The organism is Vibrio cincinnatiensis, from assembly GCF_022113815.1.
Lineage (GTDB): Bacteria > Pseudomonadota > Gammaproteobacteria > Enterobacterales > Vibrionaceae > Vibrio > Vibrio cincinnatiensis_A.
This window is the reverse complement of sequence record NZ_SGOM01000001.1, coordinates 319,035-340,029: the sequence shown is the minus strand read 5'-3', so window position 1 is coordinate 340,029 and position 20,995 is coordinate 319,035. Positions and strand designations below refer to the sequence as shown.

General features: G+C 43.0%; 21 protein-coding genes. 15 read left to right on the top strand and 6 right to left on the bottom strand.

The window, feature by feature from the left end; genetic code table 11:
• Positions 1–234 precede the first annotated feature (234 nt).
• Complete coding sequence (locus EXA13_RS01545) at positions 235–1,002, bottom strand: nucleotidyltransferase domain-containing protein (protein WP_238131548.1); 768 nt, start codon at positions 1,000–1,002, stop codon at positions 235–237.
• A gap of 203 nt (positions 1,003–1,205) precedes the next feature.
• On the opposite strand from EXA13_RS01545, the gene yeiP reads away from it, so the two are divergent.
• Together yeiP and EXA13_RS01535 are read left to right on the top strand one after the other, a co-directional pair.
• Positions 1,206–1,772, top strand: coding sequence for an elongation factor P-like protein YeiP (gene yeiP, locus EXA13_RS01540; RefSeq protein WP_238131547.1), 567 nt, complete (start codon positions 1,206–1,208; stop codon positions 1,770–1,772).
• A 2-nt stretch (positions 1,773–1,774) separates the two neighbouring features.
• Positions 1,775–2,095, top strand: coding sequence for an HI1450 family dsDNA-mimic protein (locus EXA13_RS01535; protein ID WP_238131546.1), 321 nt, complete (start codon positions 1,775–1,777; stop codon positions 2,093–2,095).
• A gap of 38 nt (positions 2,096–2,133) precedes the next feature.
• On the opposite strand, the gene yqfB is transcribed toward EXA13_RS01535, so the two are convergent.
• Positions 2,134–2,433, bottom strand: coding sequence for a N(4)-acetylcytidine aminohydrolase (gene yqfB / locus EXA13_RS01530; RefSeq protein WP_238131809.1), 300 nt, complete (start codon positions 2,431–2,433; stop codon positions 2,134–2,136).
• Between the two features lie 250 nt (positions 2,434–2,683).
• Here yqfB and EXA13_RS01525 point away from each other — a divergent pair, with 250 nt between their 5' ends.
• Positions 2,684–3,409 (top strand): DUF3581 domain-containing protein, encoded by a 726-nt coding sequence (locus tag EXA13_RS01525; RefSeq protein WP_238131545.1) that lies wholly within the window; start codon positions 2,684–2,686, stop codon positions 3,407–3,409.
• 38 nt (positions 3,410–3,447) lie between these two features.
• Here the strand turns inward: EXA13_RS01525 and EXA13_RS01520 are convergent, their stop codons facing one another.
• Both EXA13_RS01520 and ydiJ read right to left on the bottom strand, forming a co-directional pair.
• On the bottom strand, positions 3,448–3,909 hold the full coding sequence (locus EXA13_RS01520; RefSeq protein ID WP_238131808.1) for a methyltransferase family protein: 462 nt from the start codon (positions 3,907–3,909) through the stop codon (positions 3,448–3,450).
• A gap of 62 nt (positions 3,910–3,971) precedes the next feature.
• Complete coding sequence (ydiJ, locus tag EXA13_RS01515) at positions 3,972–7,010, bottom strand: D-2-hydroxyglutarate dehydrogenase YdiJ (protein WP_238131544.1); 3,039 nt, start codon at positions 7,008–7,010, stop codon at positions 3,972–3,974.
• 320 nt (positions 7,011–7,330) lie between these two features.
• Between ydiJ and EXA13_RS01510 the strand changes: the two genes are divergently transcribed.
• The 7 genes from EXA13_RS01510 (at position 7,331) to EXA13_RS01480 (ending at position 13,286) form a co-directional block, all read left to right on the top strand.
• On the top strand, positions 7,331–8,014 hold the full coding sequence (locus EXA13_RS01510; protein WP_238131543.1) for a DUF3334 family protein: 684 nt from the start codon (positions 7,331–7,333) through the stop codon (positions 8,012–8,014).
• 191 nt (positions 8,015–8,205) lie between these two features.
• A complete protein-coding gene (locus EXA13_RS01505) occupies positions 8,206–8,889 on the top strand; it encodes a DUF2786 domain-containing protein (protein WP_238131542.1) in 684 nt (227 codons plus the stop codon).
• Positions 8,890–9,039: 150 nt separating this feature from the next.
• Positions 9,040–9,708, top strand: a complete 669-nt coding sequence (locus EXA13_RS01500; protein ID WP_238131807.1) for an OmpA family protein — start codon at positions 9,040–9,042, stop codon at positions 9,706–9,708.
• A 233-nt stretch (positions 9,709–9,941) separates the two neighbouring features.
• Positions 9,942–10,946, top strand: coding sequence for a J domain-containing protein (locus tag EXA13_RS01495; RefSeq protein WP_238131541.1), 1,005 nt, complete (start codon positions 9,942–9,944; stop codon positions 10,944–10,946).
• A 164-nt stretch (positions 10,947–11,110) separates the two neighbouring features.
• Positions 11,111–11,296, top strand: coding sequence for a hypothetical protein (locus EXA13_RS01490; protein ID WP_238131540.1), 186 nt, complete (start codon positions 11,111–11,113; stop codon positions 11,294–11,296).
• Between the two features lie 305 nt (positions 11,297–11,601).
• Positions 11,602–12,012: a hypothetical protein gene (locus EXA13_RS01485; RefSeq protein ID WP_238131539.1), complete on the top strand. Its 411-nt coding sequence runs from the start codon at positions 11,602–11,604 to the stop codon at positions 12,010–12,012.
• Between the two features lie 161 nt (positions 12,013–12,173).
• Positions 12,174–13,286 (top strand): phosphoribosylaminoimidazolesuccinocarboxamide synthase, encoded by a 1,113-nt coding sequence (locus tag EXA13_RS01480; RefSeq protein WP_238131538.1) that lies wholly within the window; start codon positions 12,174–12,176, stop codon positions 13,284–13,286.
• Between the two features lie 119 nt (positions 13,287–13,405).
• Here the strand turns inward: EXA13_RS01480 and EXA13_RS01475 are convergent, their stop codons facing one another.
• Both EXA13_RS01475 and EXA13_RS01470 read right to left on the bottom strand, forming a co-directional pair.
• Entirely contained in the window at positions 13,406–13,783 is a 378-nt protein-coding gene (locus EXA13_RS01475) for a transporter (protein ID WP_238131537.1), read from the bottom strand.
• A gap of 201 nt (positions 13,784–13,984) precedes the next feature.
• Positions 13,985–16,333, bottom strand: coding sequence for a helicase-related protein (locus tag EXA13_RS01470; RefSeq protein WP_238131806.1), 2,349 nt, complete (start codon positions 16,331–16,333; stop codon positions 13,985–13,987).
• A 206-nt stretch (positions 16,334–16,539) separates the two neighbouring features.
• On the opposite strand from EXA13_RS01470, the gene EXA13_RS01465 reads away from it, so the two are divergent.
• From EXA13_RS01465 to EXA13_RS01445, 5 genes are all read left to right on the top strand, one after another.
• Positions 16,540–18,228 carry an NAD-dependent malic enzyme gene (locus EXA13_RS01465; RefSeq protein WP_238131536.1) on the top strand — a complete coding sequence of 563 codons (1,689 nt, stop codon included), beginning with the start codon at positions 16,540–16,542 and terminating at the stop codon, positions 18,226–18,228.
• 111 nt (positions 18,229–18,339) lie between these two features.
• Positions 18,340–18,663 carry a DUF3392 domain-containing protein gene (locus EXA13_RS01460; RefSeq protein ID WP_269136826.1) on the top strand — a complete coding sequence of 108 codons (324 nt, stop codon included), beginning with the start codon at positions 18,340–18,342 and terminating at the stop codon, positions 18,661–18,663.
• Entirely contained in the window at positions 18,636–19,409 is a 774-nt protein-coding gene (locus tag EXA13_RS01455) for a SanA/YdcF family protein (protein WP_238131535.1), read from the top strand. Before EXA13_RS01460 ends, EXA13_RS01455 begins: the two co-directional genes overlap by 28 nt.
• 31 nt (positions 19,410–19,440) lie before the next feature.
• Positions 19,441–20,268 (top strand): DUF2797 domain-containing protein, encoded by an 828-nt coding sequence (locus tag EXA13_RS01450; protein ID WP_238131534.1) that lies wholly within the window; start codon positions 19,441–19,443, stop codon positions 20,266–20,268.
• 253 nt (positions 20,269–20,521) lie between these two features.
• On the top strand, positions 20,522–20,986 hold the full coding sequence (locus EXA13_RS01445; RefSeq protein ID WP_238131533.1) for a MarR family winged helix-turn-helix transcriptional regulator: 465 nt from the start codon (positions 20,522–20,524) through the stop codon (positions 20,984–20,986).
• Positions 20,987–20,995 lie beyond the last annotated feature (9 nt).

The window sequence follows — 20,995 nt, the reverse complement described above, 5'->3', positions numbered from 1 at the left end:
TAATCTTTGATAGCATTTTTATTCTTTAATCAATACCAGCTACTAGAATGTCGGTATTCTCCGCCTTTCATATCACAATGTCATGTAGGTCAATTCCGATAATATTTTCCCTGAACCATAAATTGAACAAACCAATAGATTAACTATTGCTCTAATCAATTAGAATCGTTAGAATTCCTCGATTTAATAAAATAGATTGAGTTCAAATTATTTTTTAGATAACCATACATTGACTCAACCAATTCTAAATTCGGTTTTCTGATACTGCTTTACCAACCAAGGTCCAAAACTGTCAAGCAACCCAATCACAGAGCGTTTCGCTATCACCTTTCCAGAAAGTAAGATGGCTAATCTTTCAATTTCTTTTTGTTTTTCAGGATAATAACGTAAAAAAGATTCACCGCATCGCAGAGGATCATCAAACCAATGCTTGTCCTGATACATCACCAAAGAATAGCTGGCTCGTAATAATTTTTTAGCAATCATTTTCTGGGCACTGACCTGCTCTTCCTTTGTCTGTGCTTTAGCAATTTTGTCACGGTAGACATGCAGCCAATCTTCCACATCCATATTCCAATGCTTTGCAATTTCCCAACTGGGTTCATAGTCCCCGAAACATTCCGCCAAATTTTCACCATATACGCAAACACTGCAATGGCGAAGCATAAATCCCCAAGAGAAGAGACTGTCTAGACTTGCCACTTGTGAAACCAAGGCGGTTTTTACAGATACATCCGTAATAAATGGAAAACGTTTTTGAAAACGCCAGCGGATAGTATTGAGCAAGGTTGTCCGATTTCTTTCAATCGACTCGTACGTCACTACGATTACATCCAAGTTCGAGGCATTAGGCTGCGCCGTTTTACGAGCAACACTGCCATAAAGATAAACACTGTGTAGCTGTTTTCCTAATCCAGCCCGCAAATAATTGACCAACTCGTTAATCGCAGGTTGATACTGAGGTTGAAATGGCTGATTAGGATCAATAGGCGACAAAGTCATGCCAAAGAACCGCTCCTTATAGAAATCGTCGCCTCATGTTCCCCTAAGCGTTAGTTGGAATCAATAGCAAGGCTATCTCTTGCTGATTATTTGCACTACATTGAACAACAGCTTCATGAGAAAATAAGGGGTAAAGCAATTATTTCTTTTCTCGCACAGCTTTAGTTATAATGCGCCGAAACTAAGAACAAAGGGTATTTTTCATGCCAAAGGCAAGTGAATTAAAAAAAGGGTTTGCTATCGTATCTAACGGTAAAACCCTATTAATCAAAGATATTGAAGTAACGACTCCTGGTGGTCGTGGCGGATCTAAAATCTACAAACTGCGTTGTATTGATCTTACTACTGGCGCACGTGTTGATGAACGCTATAAGTCTGATGACTTTCTCGATACTGTAGAGATGAATAAACGTAACATTTCATTCTCTTATGTAGATGGTGATGAGTATATCTTTATGGACAATGCGGATTACTCACAATTTACCTTTAAACAAGCCGATATCGAAGACGAATTGTTGTTTATCACTGAAGATATTCAAGGTATGCAAGTAGTACTGGTTGACGGTAACCCTGTTGCGATTGAATTGCCTTCTTCAGTTGAAATGGTAATTGATGAAACAGATCCTTCAATTAAAGGCGCCTCTGCATCGTCAAGAACCAAACCCGCTCGTTTTGCAACGGGTCTCGTGGTACAAGTACCTGAGTACATTGCAACGGGTGATCGTGTTGTCATTAATACGGCAGAACGCAAATTCATGAACCGAGCATAAGTATGGCTGATTTACTCTCTTACGATGAAGCGATTGATACCGCTTACGACATTTTTTTGGAGATGGCGGCAGACAATCTTGAGCCTGCTGATGTCATTCTGTTTACCGCACAATTTGATGATCGTGGGGCGGCAGAAGTTGTTGATATCGCTCCTGATTGGGACGCAGAAGTTGGCTTTGCTGTCGATAGAGAACGCTATGCTGAAGTTCGTATCGGATTAGTGAATGAAACGAATGACGAATTAGATGATGTTTTTGCCAGCTTATTGCTAAGCCGCGATCCTGAGCAGAAATCCTGTCATATTCGTTGGAAACGTGACTGAACTTCACCGATGAAAGAGCCAGCCTGTGCTGGCTCTTTTTATTCACACTTCTGATATTGAATCACATACAGTTGGTCAATACCGGGGTAGATTTCCTGAATCACGCTCCGCAATTGTTCCAATGTCATATTTTCTTGTTCGGCGTGGTATTCATTTAACTCATGAAACAAGATAGGCGTTACGCTGATGATTTTTAGCTTACAAAACCATCGCCCCTCTTCAAAAGTACTGACGTCCACTATCGAACCAGGTCGATAATTATTTTCACTTTCATCACGAATCGTAATCACCTTTTTACCCGCAAGAATATCGGTAACAAAGCGGGAAAAAAACGTCATTACTGTGGCAGCTTGAGCCTTTTCAATCTCTAACATATGAGCCTTCATTTTCGCTTAAATCAGTCCTCCACATTATACACTGACTCACTCCTCTCTTGAGTAAAATCAAGCATACGGCTTCCTATAGAATGCTGATTTAACGACCTTCTTATTAAAAATGACGGTAGCATGAGCGATTTAACACTGATTGGACCATTAAAATTTTTGTTAAGGCTATAATCAGCGCAGTTATTTTTGAAAAGCGTACATTATGTTTCTACAGCCTTATTTTTCATCCGTTGACCACCAATTCCAGTTCACCCGCCAACAGGCAAGTCATTTTGCCAAAAAAGTGGCCGGTGACTTTAACCCTATCCATGATGAAGACAGTAAGCGCTTCTGTGTGCCGGGTGACTTATTGTTTGCCGTACTACTGAAAAAAACCGGTATTAGCCAAAAAATGCGCTTTAACTTTTCAGGCATGGTTAATGATGGCATTGCATTGCACGTTGAGAATCAATGCAGTGAAAAGAGTGCTCTGGTCGATGCCACGGGAAAAGAATATCTATTAATGCAGCGTGCTGGACAAGTTTGCCACGAACCTGAATTTATCGAACATGTGGTAAAAAGTTACGTTCAGTTTTCCGGAATGAATTTCCCTCACATCATGGTTCCTTTGATGGAAGCCCAGCAAATGATGATTAACTGCCAGCGTCCCTTAGTAATTTATGAAAGTATGGAAGTCGAATTTGAGCATTTGCAACTCACTCACCCTGAAGTGGAATATACTGGTGCAACGTTTGATGTAGAAGGTAAACGCGGTATTGTCACGCTCAACTTTGCTTTTAAAGAAGCGGGCCAACAAGTGGGCAAAGGGGTAAAACGCATGGTTGCCAGTGGCTTAAAACCATATAACCCAGCAGATATTGATGATCTTGTTCAGCGCTTTAATGACCGAAAAGCTCGCTTTTTAGCGGAATGGAATCAAGCCGCTTAATGATTTCTCGCTCCATCAATACTGGTGGAGCAAACGACTTATATCCAGCGACGAACTCGTGATTTGTAATCGATATAATCACGGCCAAACACACGTTCTAACACTCGTTCTTCTGGCTGAATCTGAAAGCGATTCATATACAGAATAAACCAGATTACAACGAGTAAACTCACCCCGTTTTGATGCCAATAAGCCACACCAAAAATCAGCAAAAGCAATGCTAAATACATCGGGTTACGACTGACACGAAAAATGCCAGTATCCACAACCGTAGAGGCTTGATCTGGCTTAGTTGGGTTGACTGTCGTTTTGGCTAACCGAAATTGTATGACAGCCGATAGCCCCACGATACCCGATAAAATAAAGCAAAGAACAAATACAATATCTCGATACGGAAGGCTTACATTAGCAAATGTGAAAAGATGAGGTAATCGGTTCGCCATCACCAGTGCAATTAAGAACAGAGCCACTGGGGGGATTTTTAATTCTAAATATCGCATCATCACTCCGAATAAAGCGCCCTCAGTGTCAGTGAGGGCGTCGTATCTGAACCATCAAACCATTAAAGAAATTGCAACAAGGCCTGTAATGGATGTTTCGGTTGTATCTTTTCGAAGCGTTTGACTTGGCTTCGACAAGAGTATCCGGTCACTAAACACCGTTCTTTAGGCAACTTATCTAAGCTAGGTTGCCAACTCAATGCATAAATATCTTTAGACATTTGCAGTTTATCCACTTCATGTCCAAAGGTTCCCGCCATCCCACAGCATCCAACAGGAACCGCTTGTAACGCTGCCCCAAAATGATTAAAGATCGTTATCCACTCTTTTTCCGCATTAGGGAGCTTTGTTTTTTCTGTACAATGAGCCAGTAAATACCAAGGTGGAGCCTCACCCACTTCTTTTGGACTAAATTCACTTAAGCGAGGCAATAACCATTCATGTACGGTCAGTACTTCAAAATCACCACGATCATCACCTAAAATTTCCACATATTCATCGCGGTAACAAAGGACCAGCGCAGGATCAACCCCAACCATTGGAATGTTAAGATCCGACACTTGAGATAAAAAACCGGCCGCATTTTCAGCAGTGGAGCGAAACTGCTTAAGAAAACCTTTAATATGCTGCGCTTTACCATTGGGTTTAAACGGCAACAAAATGGGCTTCTTGCCTAATTTCACCAGTAAAGCTACAAAATCTTCCACCACTCCAGCATCGTAATAGCTGGTGAATGGATCTTGAACAATGATGACATGCTGTTCACGGTCTTGCTGAGCAAGCGCTGTCAAATCCTGCATATCAAATTGAACCAGCGGATGACGACGAGAGCGAGCCGCTAATGTAGGGACCGATAACAAAGGGGCATCTACATATCCAACCGTCGCAGCGGTTAAACTTCTCACCCATTTTTGAGCGACCACACCATTCACCACTCGAGGAGCTTTAGCCATTATCGGTAACATGGTTTCAATATTCGCCACTAAATAATCTTTGACTGGCCGAGGATAGCGCGAGTGATAAATGTTCAGAAAACGCGAGCGAAAGCTCGGTACATCCACTTTAATCGGACACTGACTTGCGCAGGCTTTACACGCTAAGCAGCCATTCATCGCTTCATACACTTCATGGGAAAAATCATATTGCCGATTTTTCTGTATGCCGTGACGTACTCGATCCAGTAAGGTTTTGATGGTGGCGGTTTTCTGTAACGTTTGTTGCTCTAAATCTAGAATATCAATGCCTTGTTCGGTCAATTGACGTAACCATTCACGCACTAACCCCGCCCGTCCTTTTGGAGAATGGCGTCGGTCTGCAGTCACTTTCATGGATGGGCACATAGGTGAGCTGGTATCATAATTAAAACACAAGCCGTTACCATTACACTCCATCGCTTGTTTAAAGCTATCCCGAACTTTGACATCAATTTGTCGATCAAAATAACCCCGTTTGGTCCCAGAGACTTTGACCAATTCAAAATTGGTATTGAGTGGCGTACAAATTTTGCCGGGGTTCATTTTATTATGTGGGTCAAAAGCAGCCTTGACTCGACGAAGTTCCGTAAACAGCGCTTCACCAAAAAATTCAGGTCCATACTCTGAACGATACCCTTTACCGTGTTCCCCCCACATCAAGCCGCCGTATTTTGCAACTAACTTCACCACTTCATCAGACACTTCATGCATCAGTAGCTCTTGTTTAGGGTCGCATAAATCCAGCGCTGGACGTACATGCAAAACGCCGGCATCCACGTGACCAAACATACCATAAGCTAAGCCTTTGCTATCGAGCAAGGCTCGGAATTCAGCAATAAAGTCGGCAAGATTTTCTGGCGGAACACAAGTATCTTCAGTAAAAGCCACCGGTTTTGCCCGACCTTTCGCCGCCCCCAACAAACCCACTGCTTTTTTACGCATATTATAAATACGGTTAACGCTGGCGAGATCACTACAGACTTGATAGCCAATGATGCCAGCTTGTTGATTCGCCATCATTTCATCTAACCGCGCCGTCAGTTTAGCGACTAAAGCGGTAACCGTGCTTTCATCTTGGTCTGCGTATTCCACCATATTAATCCCTTGCATCTCTTTGCCCGGGACATCAGTCAGGAGATCGCGAACACTGTGCCAAACAATATCCTCTTTCGCTAAGTTAAGTACTTTGGAATCAACGGTTTCTACAGACAGTGCATTGGCTTCGACCATGAGAGGTGCATTGCGCAGCGCGGAATCAAAACTGTCGTATTTGACGTTCACTAACGTACGTGCTTTGGGGATCGGCGTTAAATTCAGTTTCGCTTCAGTAATAAAAACCAGAGAGCCTTCTGCCCCACACAAAACGCGAGTGAGATTAAATTCATCACTTTGTTCATCAAGAGCATTTTTTAAATCATAACCGGTTAAAAAGCGATTTAATGGCGGAAATTTCGCAAGGATTTGTTCACGATGGCTACGACAAACGTTTTCTGTCACCTGTTTAGCAACGAAGGCGTATTCACCCTCTTCGGGTTCCCCTCGTGAACCATCCGTTTCCAGAATTGAACCATCGGCAAAAACCGCTTGTAGTGAAAGAACATGATCGGAAGTTTTGCCATATTTCAGTGAACCTTGCCCAGAAGCGTCCGTATTGATCATACCGCCTAACGTAGCTCGGTTACTGGTTGAAAGGTCGGGTGAGAAAAAATACCCGTACGGGCGCACCGCATCATTCAGTTGATCTTTGATCACGCCCGCTTGCACCCTCACCCACCCTTGCTCAGGGTTGATTTCGAGGATTTGATTCATATGGCGAGAAAGATCAACCACCACTCCTTTGGTGAGTGACTGTCCATTGGTTCCCGTGCCCCCGCCTCGTGGTGAGAAAGTCACACGTTCAAATTCAGGTTTAATACTTATTTTGCCAATCAGAGATACGTCATGTGTCGATTTAGGATGAATGACCGCTTGAGGTAATTGTTGGTAAACACTGTTGTCCGTCGACATTGCTAAACGGCTGGCATACTGTGTTTCTATATCACCGCTAAAACCTGCTGCTTTAAGTTCATGTAAAAAGGTTAAAACAACAGGGTCAACATCAGATTGGAGATGAAGTCTTGGTAACATTTGCTTCCTGCCCGTACTACGCTGATCCAATCAGCTTTGGCTTATGGGTTAATTTTGATTTTATTCTTTGAATCTGATCACTTTACAACATTTAAAAAGGTGATCAAATCAGAATCTCAGTAACCTATCCATGGAAATGACATTTTCTCCTGTTCTAAGGTTTTTCTTTCCCAAAACAATTTGCCAATGCCCGTTGACAACCCGCCCATAACCAGACATAAACGCTATGATTAGAAAATGCACGCAGCAAGCTTACTGCATATTCAACCAGGAAAGGTATAATTCCGTTTCCGCTAAAATGAGTCTCTACGGACATACTTATGAAAAAGAATAAAATCGTTACAACAGAAGACATCTTATTAAAACTTTGCCAATCCGTTTCTTCGGTACTGTCATCAGCAACAGGGTCAAACATTACCTATTCGGCCATGGTACAAAAAATAAACAAAACCTCGCTAAAACCAGATTTTGGCTGTTTTGTTCTGTTTGATGGCGGCTTTTCAGGTTTGGTCGTGATCAACTTTACCGCTAAAGCGGCATTAGAAGTCTATTCCCAATACATGCGCAATATGGGCATGCCAGAAGAAGAACTCGCTGTTTTACACACGTCAGATGAAGTGGGTGATGTTCTGGGCGAACTGATGAATCAACTCGTGGGTGATTTCACCAATAAAATACGCAAAGAGTTACAAACCAACATCACGCAAAACCAACCCAAAATGCTGTCGTTAAATAAACAAGTTATCCTCTCTGTGGATACTAATCTTGATCGACCACAAGCTCGTCGAGTCACCTTCTCAACGGAAAACAATAATATTTTCTACCTAGAACTGGCCATGGATAAAACCGAATTTATTCAATTAGAAGAGTTTGAAGTTCAAGATGATGAAAGTCCGGATTCCATTTTAGAAGCGACTCGACAAAAAATGTCATCAAAATCTCGTGAAGAAAATGCCTCCGATGCAGACCTTGCTTCTGATCTCCTCGATGAACTTGGCCTATAATCCTCTGCAAATAGCACAACGACAGTGAGCGGTGAACGTTATGAAATCATGATTACCGCTCACGAATCCTCTCTGAGGATAAAATACCGCCAAGGTCTGCACATGTCTGCTCTACTTCCCTTTAATTCCTACAATAAAAACGGTAAAATGTCTGACTTTTCTCAACGCCATGGAACCGTTTTTACAACTCGATGGATAAACAAAAAGCCTTAAAGAAAATTGCGAAATGCCTTGAATTAGGTAATTCAGCCAATGTAAATGAAGCCGCAAATGCCATTAAGATGGCTCATCGGCTTATGCTCAAATATGGTTTAGATAAAGACGATATTGAGTTTATTAAAATGGGGAAAACGCAATCCACCCACTTACTTCCAGCTTCTATCAGCTCTGGCATTTTGCGTGTTATTCGAGGCATTAATACTAAATTCGGAGTAGAAGCGGTCTTACTTAATCACAAAGGCTTAAAACGAGTTGAGTTTATTGGTGAAGCTGATCGAGCCATCTTTGCGGCCTTTGCTTTCGATATTATCTACCGCGAAATGAATGAACACACCGGCCAATTTCGTAACAGTTTTGCTGGCAGTGGCACGCCCGCCAGTGAAGTCTCTCGTCGAGTCACCTCCTTCCTATCCGGTTGGGTTGAAGGCGCTTTAGAAAAGCTTCCCACAATCACACCTGATGAAGATTCCACCAATAAAATTAATAATTACATTGATAAAGAATTTCAAAATATTGACCGAGAAACCTTTAAGCAGCAGCTAAAAGAAGCGATGAAAAACCTCACCGCTGATTATGAAGTTGGGTTAAAGAAGGGCCGGAAAATTTCAGTCAATCGCCCCATTGATGGTGCTCAAGCCCCCAAATTATTAAAGTAGTTAGCCTAAAAATCGTAAAGATCGCGTAAAATTGGCCTCCTTTGATTGACATTGTTCGGTAATTTTTGTTTATTCCAAAACACTTCCCAAGCAATTTATCAATATGGATAAAAAGGGAAACGGAGCCAAATAACATATGGAGAGATGGCCTTGAAGAAAATGACGCTGGCGATGGCACTATTGATCGCGCTATCAGGGTGTGCCGCAACGCAAAGACAAAATGCAACAACTGGAGAAACGGAAACCAATTCCGCTACAAAAGGGGCATTATTGGGAGCCATCACAGGAGCAGCAGTAGGTTTAGCCAGTGGTGATAACGCGAAAGAACGTCGCCAACGCGCTTTAATTGGGGCAACTGGTGGCGCAGCCGTTGGTGGCGGAATCGGTTACTACTTTGATCAGCAAGAAGCGGCTCTACGTAAAGAATTACTTGATTCTGGCGTTCAAGTACAACGCGTTGGTGATAATCAACTCTTGTTACGATTAGAAAATGGCATTGGTTTCCAAACGAACGCTTATCAATTAGATCCAACCATTCACAATACCTTACGTGGGGTAGCCAGAATTTTAGTGGAATACCCAGATACCAGTTTGGTGATTGATGGGCACACCGATAGCACGGGCAGTGATACCACAAACCAGATCCTTTCTGAACGCCGAGCAGAATCGGTTCGCTCTTTTCTTCTTTCACAAGGCGTAGCCGCGGGGCGAGCCATTGCACGAGGCAACGGTGAGCGTTACCCCATTTGTAGCAATAGCACCGCAGAAGGTCGAGCGTGTAACCGCCGAGTTGAAATCCAAATACTTCCACTTAAATAAGCACTTGAACTTAAACGCCAGATAACAAGCGACCAAATGAAAGGGGGCTGATTGACTGGCGATGACTTTAAAAGCCCTCTTCGGGCTTTTTTATTTGGGCTTCTAACCTCCAGGTATACAATTCTTCGCACGAAGCACAAACGAAAGGAGATCGGCATCTTAAAAGCAGTGACGTATACTAGATACACAGGTCAGTTTTCACAGATTATTTCGTTAGCAAGGAACGTTTATTGATGAAACAGTGGATATTACGGTTGATCCTTTTGATACCGATTTCTCCCGCTTTAGGAATGGCAACCGAATTGACCTTATTACAAGAACAAGCCAGACACGGTGATGCAGAATCCCAATATCAACTTGCGCAGTCCTACCAAAATGCCTCAACCGAGACCGGTGCGGATCAAAACCGCCTTTACTGGCTCAAACAAGCTGCCGCTCAAGGACATATATCGGCGATGGAACAGCTAGCTTATCGCTATTTAACCGCACCGGAAACCCCCGAAAATACCGAGCATGCACTACGTTGGCTGATAAAATTAACCAGCTTAGGCCAAACTCAAGCCGCTATCACTATCGGTGAAATCTATCAACGAGGCCGATCTTTACCCGAAACATTAACAATGGCCGAACTTTGGTATTACAGCGTTGCTGATCGAGAAACAGAAGCGGAACAACGTTATTCCCTTCTATTACAGAAGAAATTTGATCAGCAGCGAGCGAAGCAAATCTCCAACATGACAGCGTTAGAAAAAGCCAGTGTTCATTCTCTCTCACCGTCACAAGCTGTTTCCAATATCAAGCATGAACCAGCCGATGAGTTTGGCTCACCCAATCTGTTTTTAGTTGGCCTTTTTTTGCTCATCCTGATGAGTGCCTTATTTTTTTATTGGTTGAGCAAACGCAACGCACGCTTACCTCACCCTAACCAACTAAGCCAAACGGAGCAGTTACATGAACAAGCACGAGTTATTCAACAACAAAAACGACAATTAGATAAACTCTATCGAGAACTCGCTCGTCGACAGCAGAAACAAACCCATCAACTGCATGAACAGCAATGGATACTCGCTTGCGCACTTTTTGGTTTTTCCCCCGAGCAATTACCCAATGAACGGACGATTAAAACTCGCTATAAGCAATTATCAAAAATTTATCATCCTGATGCACAAGGCAGTGATGAAGAAATGAAACGCCTTAACAGTTCGCTCAATTTAATCCTACAAAAAATTAATAAATAAACCTTCTTCATTCATCAAACTTGCCTTGTCAGCTCATTTTCTTGAACATTTACTTGCAACGCAAACGATTAGCCTCGCAAATTGATAACAAGAAATTAACTTAACCCTGTCTTTGTGTGATAATACGCCGCGATAAAACACCGAGACGAGCAAGGTGGGGGGAAATGTTTAATATTGAAGGTACGTGTGACTGGTGTAAACAATCAAGACAACTAACTAAGCATGAATATATTGATGGCAAAGCTCATTATGCTTGCCAGAGTTGTAATGATTTAGCCCGAATGGATGTGCGACTTTTTAATTTAGCTGAAATCGCGCAACAAGAACGACAAGCTACACAGCCGATGTAGAAAAAGCGCCAATTGGCGCTTTTTTCATGAGCCTATCCCCTCATTTTCACCCTTTTATGAAACATAACGAAATGCAGCAACAGGGATGATACTCGTAAAAATTGTTAGCTGATCACAAAACCACCCACTTCTCTTCATTTCACGATTGCTCCAAGAGAAAATAAAATCTATATATATCAAATAGATAAGAAGAAACAGTCAATAATCTTTCCAACTTCACATCATCCGTTTGGTAATTATGACTTGATCCAGATAACAACTCATAATACTGTATGAACATACAGCATGTATGAAAGGACAGTATTATGCTTAACGCTTATTTCAATCACACTCTTATGGTCAGTGGATGTTCTCCTGCCGTGTCTTACACGACACCATCCGCCGGTAGCGACATAGTCGGCGACAGAATCATGGTGCAATTGGCCAAGTTGTCACAGCAAAAACAATGGATTTTTTATACAGCGCAATGCCCTCGCCCCCAATATCATGAATTGTCAGCCCATCAGGTACAATGTGAAAAAATTATTCATCTAAAAGCCTCTCAAGCTCAATCAGAAATTGAGATTGTCATCAAAGCGATTTTATCCAAAAATGCGAGTGCAATCGTCGCATCTGGTGAGATTGATATTGTTAGCCAAAAATTACTGACTCAAATGGGAAAAGAAAATCAATGCGAAGTTTTTTTCCTTACTCAGCTCATCCAACCCTTTCATTAAACAGTGAAACGTTTACTGGATAAGTTAATTTAAGCAATCGTTTGCTTTTTTCTGGCGAACATCGAGAATTCTGGTATGATGCGCTCAGTGACAACGGCACCTGCTCCAATGCAGGCTGCTTTCTTTTCTCTACGACGTTTAACCCAGATAGGAATGTCTCAATGAGCCTTGCTGATCAAGTTCTTGCCGTCAATGACGACCTCCCAATTCGTACTCATCAACCTGTCCATAGCGGTAAAGTTCGCTCTGTTTACTGGCTAACGGAACAAGACAGTAAACGTCTGATTCAACAAAAGGGTTACCCTATTGCTGAAGATGCACCTTTAGCGATTATGGTGATCAGTGACCGAATTTCAGCCTTTGACTGTATCTGGCATGCAGAAGGCGGTGTCCATGGTGTTCCCGGTAAGGGAGCGGCACTGAACGCTATCTCAAACCATTGGTTTAACTTATTTAAACAGCAAGGCTTAGCGGATAGCCACATTGTGGACATTCCTCACCCATTGGTGTGGATTGTACAAAAAGCAAAACCGATCAAGATTGAAGCCATCTGCCGTCAATATATCACCGGTTCCATGTGGCGAGCTTATGAAAAAGGGGAACGAGAATTCTGTGGAATTGCGTTGCCAGAAGGATTAGAAAAAGATAAAGCATTACCAGAATTACTGATCACCCCCTCCACGAAAGGGATTTTAAAAGGCATTCCGGGTGTCCCGGAAGCGGATGATGTCAATATCACACGCCAAGATATCGAAGCAAATTTTTCGGCCTTCAATTTTAGCCAAGTATCTGATATCAATCTCTATGAAACCTTACTAAAACAAGGCTTTGCTGTTATTAGCCAAGCATTGAAAGAGATTGGACAAATCTTTGTTGATACGAAGTTTGAATTTGGTTATGTCAATGATGTGAACGGCCAAGAAAAATTGATTTATATGGATGAGGTAGGAACCCCTGATTCCTCACGGATTTGGGATGAGCAACACTACCAAGCTGGAAAAATCGTAGAAAACTCCAAAGAAGGCTTCCGTCAATTTTTACTCAACTATTTCCCTGACCCAGATATTTTGTTAAACAAAGAACGCATGCCTGAACGTGAGGCACTTGCACGGGATAATGCTCTCCCACTTGAAGCACTCATGGCTATTTCACATACCTACCTTGGCATCGCAGAAAAAATTGTGGGTCATCCTATCGAGCTGAGTGCCCATCCAAAACAAGAAATCATTGATATTTTGCGCGATCAGTATGATTTAATCGACGAAGACCAATAGAAGGTTCAGAAAAATAATGATAAACGGTGGAACATGTCATAATCGGCAAGCTTCACCGTTTTCAATACTTCATCGTTTAAGCAATGGTAGATGGGCTGATAAAACGCGAAATGATTACCCTATAAAGTAATCATAAATTCATCCATCTCCAACACTTTGATCTGCGAAGCACTTTTCTCTTGAATCAAGGTGATTTGCTCGGGTTCAAGCGAATAGGGCATGACCAATTTTAGTTCTTCAATCCCTTCGGATTTAGCCAATTTCAGTAAAGTGATCAAATTGGCTTCATCACTTCGACGGCTGGATAAGCGCCGTAATGCCATATCCCAGAGACGCTCTTCCTGTGTTTGACTGAGTTTTACCGTATCTTGCCAAACCGCCCCAAAAATGGGAGCGAACGACAATAAAGCCTCTGAAAACGTCCATTTTTTGCGACAAGAGACACCTAAAAAGCTTGTGTAATCAAACACTACAGCGACTCGTTGTGATTGGTCCATATCTTCCTCGATATCAGTAGCATCCTAACTTGTTTACTATTATGCAGACATTCTCATATAGCAATGCGATATATAAAAACAATCTTTTATACTTATAAATTTAAACTAAGCGGAATATAAAAACCAAGCCAATAACAAGCCGTGTACAAATCCGACCCAATATGTGTCTGGTTGATTAATATTTCGGACAGTAAAGGAATATTAGTTGATGTCGATGATTCGGCTCGCTTTCTTAAATTGAATCCGATACCCCTCCCACCGTGGTAATTCCCAACGTTTAGGTACGGTTTTTCGCAACCCATTTTGATAAATCACATAAACCAACTTACGCTTGGGATGATATTCAACGGAGAGTTGTAAATCACCTAAATTCAACTCAAAAGGATAGCGCTCAGCAAAATCGGCTTTTTCCCAGTAAGGTATACCTTCAAAAACGAAATCATCGGCACTAAATAGTTCGAGATCCGCTAGCGAACTGACCCCTAATTGAATCAGTTGCTCAGTAAACCACTGTTCAAACGTGATTGAATGATGATCATGGGCTGTACTATCTAAGCCTAAGTCGACATACAGCTTCCAGAGTAAGATCTCCTGCTGACGCAGCTTGGCAAAGCCGGGTAAACATTGTTCATTCATCACCATATCCAGTAAAGATTTTACGGCAAACTCGCCTTCGGCTTGAACCTGTTTCTGCGCAATCTCCCGCCCTGCATAATAGAGTTTCAATACCGTTAAAAGCGCTCCATCTTGTGATTCCGTTTCTGCTTGTCGCCACTCACCCAATTCTAAATGCTCAATAGCCTGTGATTCTATCGGCATCAACACCGTTGCTAACGTCATCGTCTGCTTTACGCCCCGCCCCGGTAGTGAGTGTTGATCCAAAACTAGTGCCGCCTCATGCTCAGTAGAAAACCGACTATTTCGACCAATCAACACTTCTATTTTTCCGTTTCCCATGGCCTCTTTACGTCGAGCTCTACGGACAAAGAGTAATTCAGGGTGTAAACGTGCAATTGCATAGGCCAGTTGCTGGTGTGAATATCGAGATGCAACCTCTAACTGGGGCAAATGATAGACCTGACGCATTTGCTCGGCCAGCCCTTGTGCTTCATGTAATGCCTCTGTTTCAATGCTAACGCCATCAAAGATGGTTCCACGTACCAGTTGAATCAATAATTGGGCATCACAGTGCAAAGGTTCTTGTTTATTCAGTTTTTCGCGTTGATCTTCACTTGGGAGTAATTTATATAAGCTGGCTGGGACAGACAAAGCGGCGGTAAGGTCGATCATCGCTTCTTGTAAATTTTTCTCTTCCATACGAGCAACTAAGTCGGCATAAAGCACATCTATCGGTAGTGGCGCTATTTTTTTGCCATGTTCAGTGATCGTGCCATCGTCCCTGATCGCTTGCATGGTGACCAACTGAGCAAAGGCTTGCTGTAGCGATTTTTCTGGTAATGGCTCAAGAAACGTTAACTGAGCCATCGGTCGTCCACAACTGGCCGAAGCCAACATCGGTTCAAGTAACGATTCTCGCTGCATTTCTGCAGGTGTTACCGCCTCTAATGCAGCATGTTGACCATATAAACGAATGGCCACCCCATTCATTACACGCCCAGCTCGCCCTGCTCGTTGCTGCGCGCTGGCTTTGGAAATGGCTTTTAACGTTAATGTTGTGCGACCATTTCGTTGTTCGGTTCTTCGCTCTAGTCCACTATCGATAACATAAGCAATATTCGGAATGGTTAACGACGTTTCGGCAACATTAGTGGCAAGTACGACCTTCTGCTGAGGCTGTGGATTGAGCGCTCGATGCCTATCTTGCTCACTAACGGAAGCATGCAGTGGTACAACCAATAAGGAAGACTGTCCCGCTAATAATTGCTGACACTGGCTGATTTCCTTCCGCCCAGGTAAGAAAACTAAAATGTCGGAGGAAGTGAGTTCTCTCGCATGTAGCACTTCGTGTGCGACTCGTTCCGCCAGCCAGTAGCTTTCTGGTAATTTATGACTTTCTTTGCTGTGATACTCAACCGTGACTTGATACTGTCTCCCATCCGATTGTAGACGCTTGGCCTTTAAGTAATGCGCCAAGCGCTCTCCTTCCAGAGTAGCTGAGGTCACCACTAAGCGTTTATCTGTCTGTTCACGCAGTAACGCCACCAATAGATCACTATCCCAACGCCGTTCATGAAATTCATCAATAATCACAATATCAAACGTTGCCAACCCCTCTTCCGCCAACCACCGTAAAGCAACACCAGGAGTCACAAACACGATTTGACTCTGCTCGCTATAACACGCTTCCAATTTAATGGCATAACCAATCGTGCCACCCACCGATTCAGACTGTTGCTCTGCTAGAAACTGAGCAAGAGACGTGCACGCAATTCGCCTCGGTTCAATCACCAATACTCGGCCTTGTTGTGCAGCCCATAACGGTAAACACATGGACTTCCCCGAACCCGTTTGAGCCTCCACGATAAGATGCTGATGAGGTAATGCGGATAAAAAATCGGTATATAAAGATTGAATAGGAAGATGAAGCATAGTTAACAAGAATATAGAGCGAGAGAGGTCGGTAAATAATAACGGAAAATACGCCACTTTTCGTCCCTTTTCGCTGGCCTTAGATCGGTTATCAGCCCTAATTAACATAATCAAGGTAAGGTTAAGGCTTGTCTATTTACAAGCGAGCGGATAAGCCGTTATCATTTTTAAGTTCCTTGTTCCCATCCACCCTACGTAGGCCGAAAATGAATAACGATAAACGTCCGCTTTACATTCCTTATGCAGGGCCTGCCCTGCTCAGTACCCCTCTATTGAATAAAGGCAGCGCTTTTAGTGCAGAAGAGCGTGCTTCTTTTAACTTAGAAGGTTTGCTACCTGAATCAACCGAAACAATTCAAGAACAGGTGGTTCGCGCTTATCAACAGTACTGTAGCTTTGAAAGCGATATGGATAAGCATATCTATCTGCGTAATATTCAAGATACCAACGAAACCTTATTTTATCGTTTAGTACAAAATCACATTTCAGAGATGATGCCGATCATCTACACCCCCACAGTAGGGGCAGCATGTGAAAATTTTTCAAATATTTACCGCCGTGGGCGGGGTCTGTTTATTTCCTATGCCAACCGCGACCGCATTGATGACTTACTCAACAATGCCGCAAACCATAATGTTAAAGTCATCGTTGTCACCGATGGTGAGCGCATTTTAGGGCTTGGTGACCAAGGCATTGGAGGCATGGGTATTCCGATCGGGAAATTATCACTCTATACCGCCTGTGGCGGGATCAGCCCCGCCTATACTCTACCCATAGTGTTAGATGTTGGTACGAACAACCCACAACGACTGGCGGATCCTATGTATATGGGCTGGCGTCACCCACGTATTACCGGCATTGAGTACGATAATTTTGTTGAAGAATTTATCCAAGCCGTACAACGTCGCTGGCCAGAAGCCTTAATTCAATTTGAAGACTTTGCACAAAAAAATGCCATGCCACTGCTTGAGCGTTATAAAAACCGCATCTGCTGTTTCAATGATGATATTCAGGGAACGGCCGCAGTCACGGTAGGTTCACTGCTCGCAGCATGTAAAGCAGCAGGAAGTAAACTGTCTGAACAACGAATTACCTTCTTGGGTGCAGGCTCTGCAGGTTGTGGGATTGCCGAAGCGATCATTGCCCAAATGGTTTCAGAAGGGATTTCCGATGCACAGGCCCGCTCTCAAGTCTATATGGTGGATCGCTGGGGTTTATTGGAAGAAGGAATGCCTAATTTACTCGACTTCCAACAGCGTTTAGTCCAGAAAAAAGCCAACACGAAGCAATGGAAATCGGAAGGAAATGGCTATTCTCTGCTTGATGTGGCTCGTCAGGCAAAACCCACCGTCTTGGTTGGCGTTTCGGGTGCTCCCGGCTTATTTAGTGAAGAAGTCATCAAAGCAATGCACGCTCACTGCCCTCGTCCGATTATTTTCCCACTCTCAAACCCAACCAGCCGAGTAGAAGCGACACCCGCAGATATTATTCGCTGGACCAATGGTGAAGCGTTAGTCGCGACGGGTAGCCCTTTTGATCCCGTTTTGCATGACGGTAAAACCTATGCCATTGCACAATGTAACAACAGCTATATCTTCCCAGGTATTGGGCTTGGTGTACTGGCTGTCGGAGCGAAACGTGTGACCGACGAAATGTTAATGGAATCAAGCCGCGCACTGGCTCTATGCTCCCCATTAGCGATCAACGGCCATGGGCCACTACTTCCACCGTTAGAATCGATCCATTCCGTATCGAAAAAAATCGCACTAGCGGTAGCGAAGAAAGCCATTGCACAAGGGGTCGCGTTAGAAATAACCGATGAAGCTCTAGAGGTTGCTATCGAACAACATTTCTGGCAGCCTTCCTACCGTCGATACAAACGTACCGCTTTCTAATTCAATTACTGTCTTCTAACGGTGGGAGCTGTCGCCATAAGGCACATCACTCACCATAAAGAATTAAAATAAGCCCCATTCGGGGCTTTTGTTACTAGAGCACAGATAGATATGCTGAGTTTTTTTGCCCCTGCGGGCCACTATATCGCCCCCTACCTTGCTGAGATTTCGATGGCGCTCATTGCCTGTTTGTTGGTCATGCTGGGCGGGGAAATTAATGCCCTTCTACGTCGGATAATGTTGAATCAGCATTTTATTTTTAGAACATTGGCTTTCATTGCTATCAATGCGTTTGGCTATGGATTAATCATTGTTAAAGCTAGCCCTTACTTAACTCGGACACTTTCTCATTTAGAGCGAGGCATGATGTTTAGCATTGTTATCATCAGCTTTGTCGTGATAGGCCTATGGGCACAAAAAAATCGTCAAATTTAACCGTGTTTCTACTTATTCGCCGATTGCGTGTTGGCTTTTGGCTACGCAAAGGAATGACCTTTCTAGGCTTAGCCAGCCTCGCGGCTGCGATCGTCATTTTTAGCCTTGACCGCTGGGTCAGTTGGAAAACACAAGATCAGATCCTCAATGACACACAGCAACTGCCTCATTTTCAAGTTGCTGTGGTACTTGGTACCAGTAAATATCTCGGCCGGACTCTCAATGACTATTACCTGCATCGAATCGATGCGGCCATTGAGCTGTACCAACAACAAAAGGTCACCCATTTTTTACTCAGTGGCGATAATGCCCACCGTTCTTATAATGAACCATGGACAATGAAGCGAGACTTACTCAAAGCAGGCGTTCCCAGTGAGGTTATTTATCTTGATTATGCAGGGTTTAGAACTCTAGATTCTATTGTGCGCGCTAAACGTATTTTTGATACCGATGATTTTTTAATCATCACCCAACGTTTCCACTGTGAGCGCGCCTTATTTATTGCTGAACATCATAATATTAACGCAACCTGCCTTGCCGTACCTGGGCCAACAAACTATTCGGGGTTTAACGTTCGCTTGCGAGAAGTCTTTGCTAGAACCAAAGCTTTTTTTGATCTTTATCTATTTGATACTCAGCCTAAATTTCTAGGTCCCAAAGAACCCATAATATTGGAAAAAGCCACAGACGAACCCATACCCGATGAAACATCAACCCCATCGACACCATTCACGACTAAAGAGTGAATCACCCGCACTTAACCTAATGAGTAATGTCATGTCTTTCACTGTTCGCGGCGTATTGAATAAAATGCGCACCCAGCTTGGTACTCAAGTTCATTATCAACTGCCCGTTGGTGAACATCTTATCGATCTCAACCCCTTGATCGACAAAACACTCACCCTACAGCATACAGGTAATATTTACTGCTGTGCTTGTGGTAAGAAAACCAAAAAAAGTTATTCGCAAGGCCACTGTTTTGTTTGTATGAAAAAACTGGCCAGTTGTGATATGTGCATAATGAAACCAGAAATTTGCCATTTTGAACAAGGAACTTGCCGAGAGCCTGAATGGGCACAAACTCACTGCATGGTTGATCACTATGTTTATCTTTCAAATACTTCGAGCTTGAAAGTCGGTATTACACGTCACAACCAAATCCCAACACGTTGGATTGATCAAGGCGCAACACAAGGGTTACCTATCTATCAGGTAAAAACACGTCATATTTCAGGATTAATTGAGGTAGAGCTAGCGAAGCATATTGCCGATAAAACCAACTGGCGAACACTATTAAAAGAAGAAGGCGCTCCCCTTTCTTTAGTAGAACGGGCAGAAGCACTCAAACCTCTTTTGGCTAAAACCATTACCGAAATTAAGCAGCAGTTTGGCAATGATGCCGTCACTGATGTTCATCACACAACAACAGATATCGCATACCCCATTCAGCAACATCCAAGCAAAATCATATCGCACAATTTTGATAAACAACGTCAGGTAACTGGACGTTTACAAGGGATCAAAGGCCAATATTTGATCTTTGATAATGGTGTGATCAATATCCGTAAATTTACCTCTTATGAAGTGGAAGTTAGCCATGATTAAGCGGTATCGTAACTAACTCAGGCCATCCGTGTAGGAGAAACCGCCTCCTGTACGGATGGTAGCGAGCTTTATCACGATGAATTCATACTCTCAAAAACCTTTCGCTGCTCCCTGCATGCTTACCGATGATCAGAATCTAAATCAAGACAAAGTCAAAATGCCTTAGCCCCAATATTGATTTTACTCTTGCGGCTAAAAATATAGTTAGTTAGACTAACTAAAAAAATTAAATAGCAATAAGAGTCAGCTTTCGATGGGTTTAAGGTACAGCCTACAACGGCTAGAGTGGCATTTATGGCACCACTGGCGTCAACAAGCAAAACATAATGGCAATTTAGATCTCACCAACAGCGAATTGCAATATATCTATACGATACTGTCTTATGCAGACAAAGGGCTGCGTTTAACTGAACTGGCAGAACAGATGAAAATCAGTAAAGCGTCGGCAAGTACGATGGTCAACAAACTGCAAAAACAAGGTTATATCATCCGTAAACCTTGCCCAGAAGATGCTCGAGCCCAGCGATTACTCCCCAGCAAAAAGATGTTAGTGATGCAACAATATGAGACTCATGTCTATCAATCAGCCATTGAGCATTTTCAGCACACATTAACGCACGATGAACTGAAACAGTTAGAACAGTTGCTTACCAAAGCTTGCCGCGACTTAGAGTTAGGAGAAATGGAACCTCCTCAGCTCGCATCACGCCCCTATTAAATAAGAGAG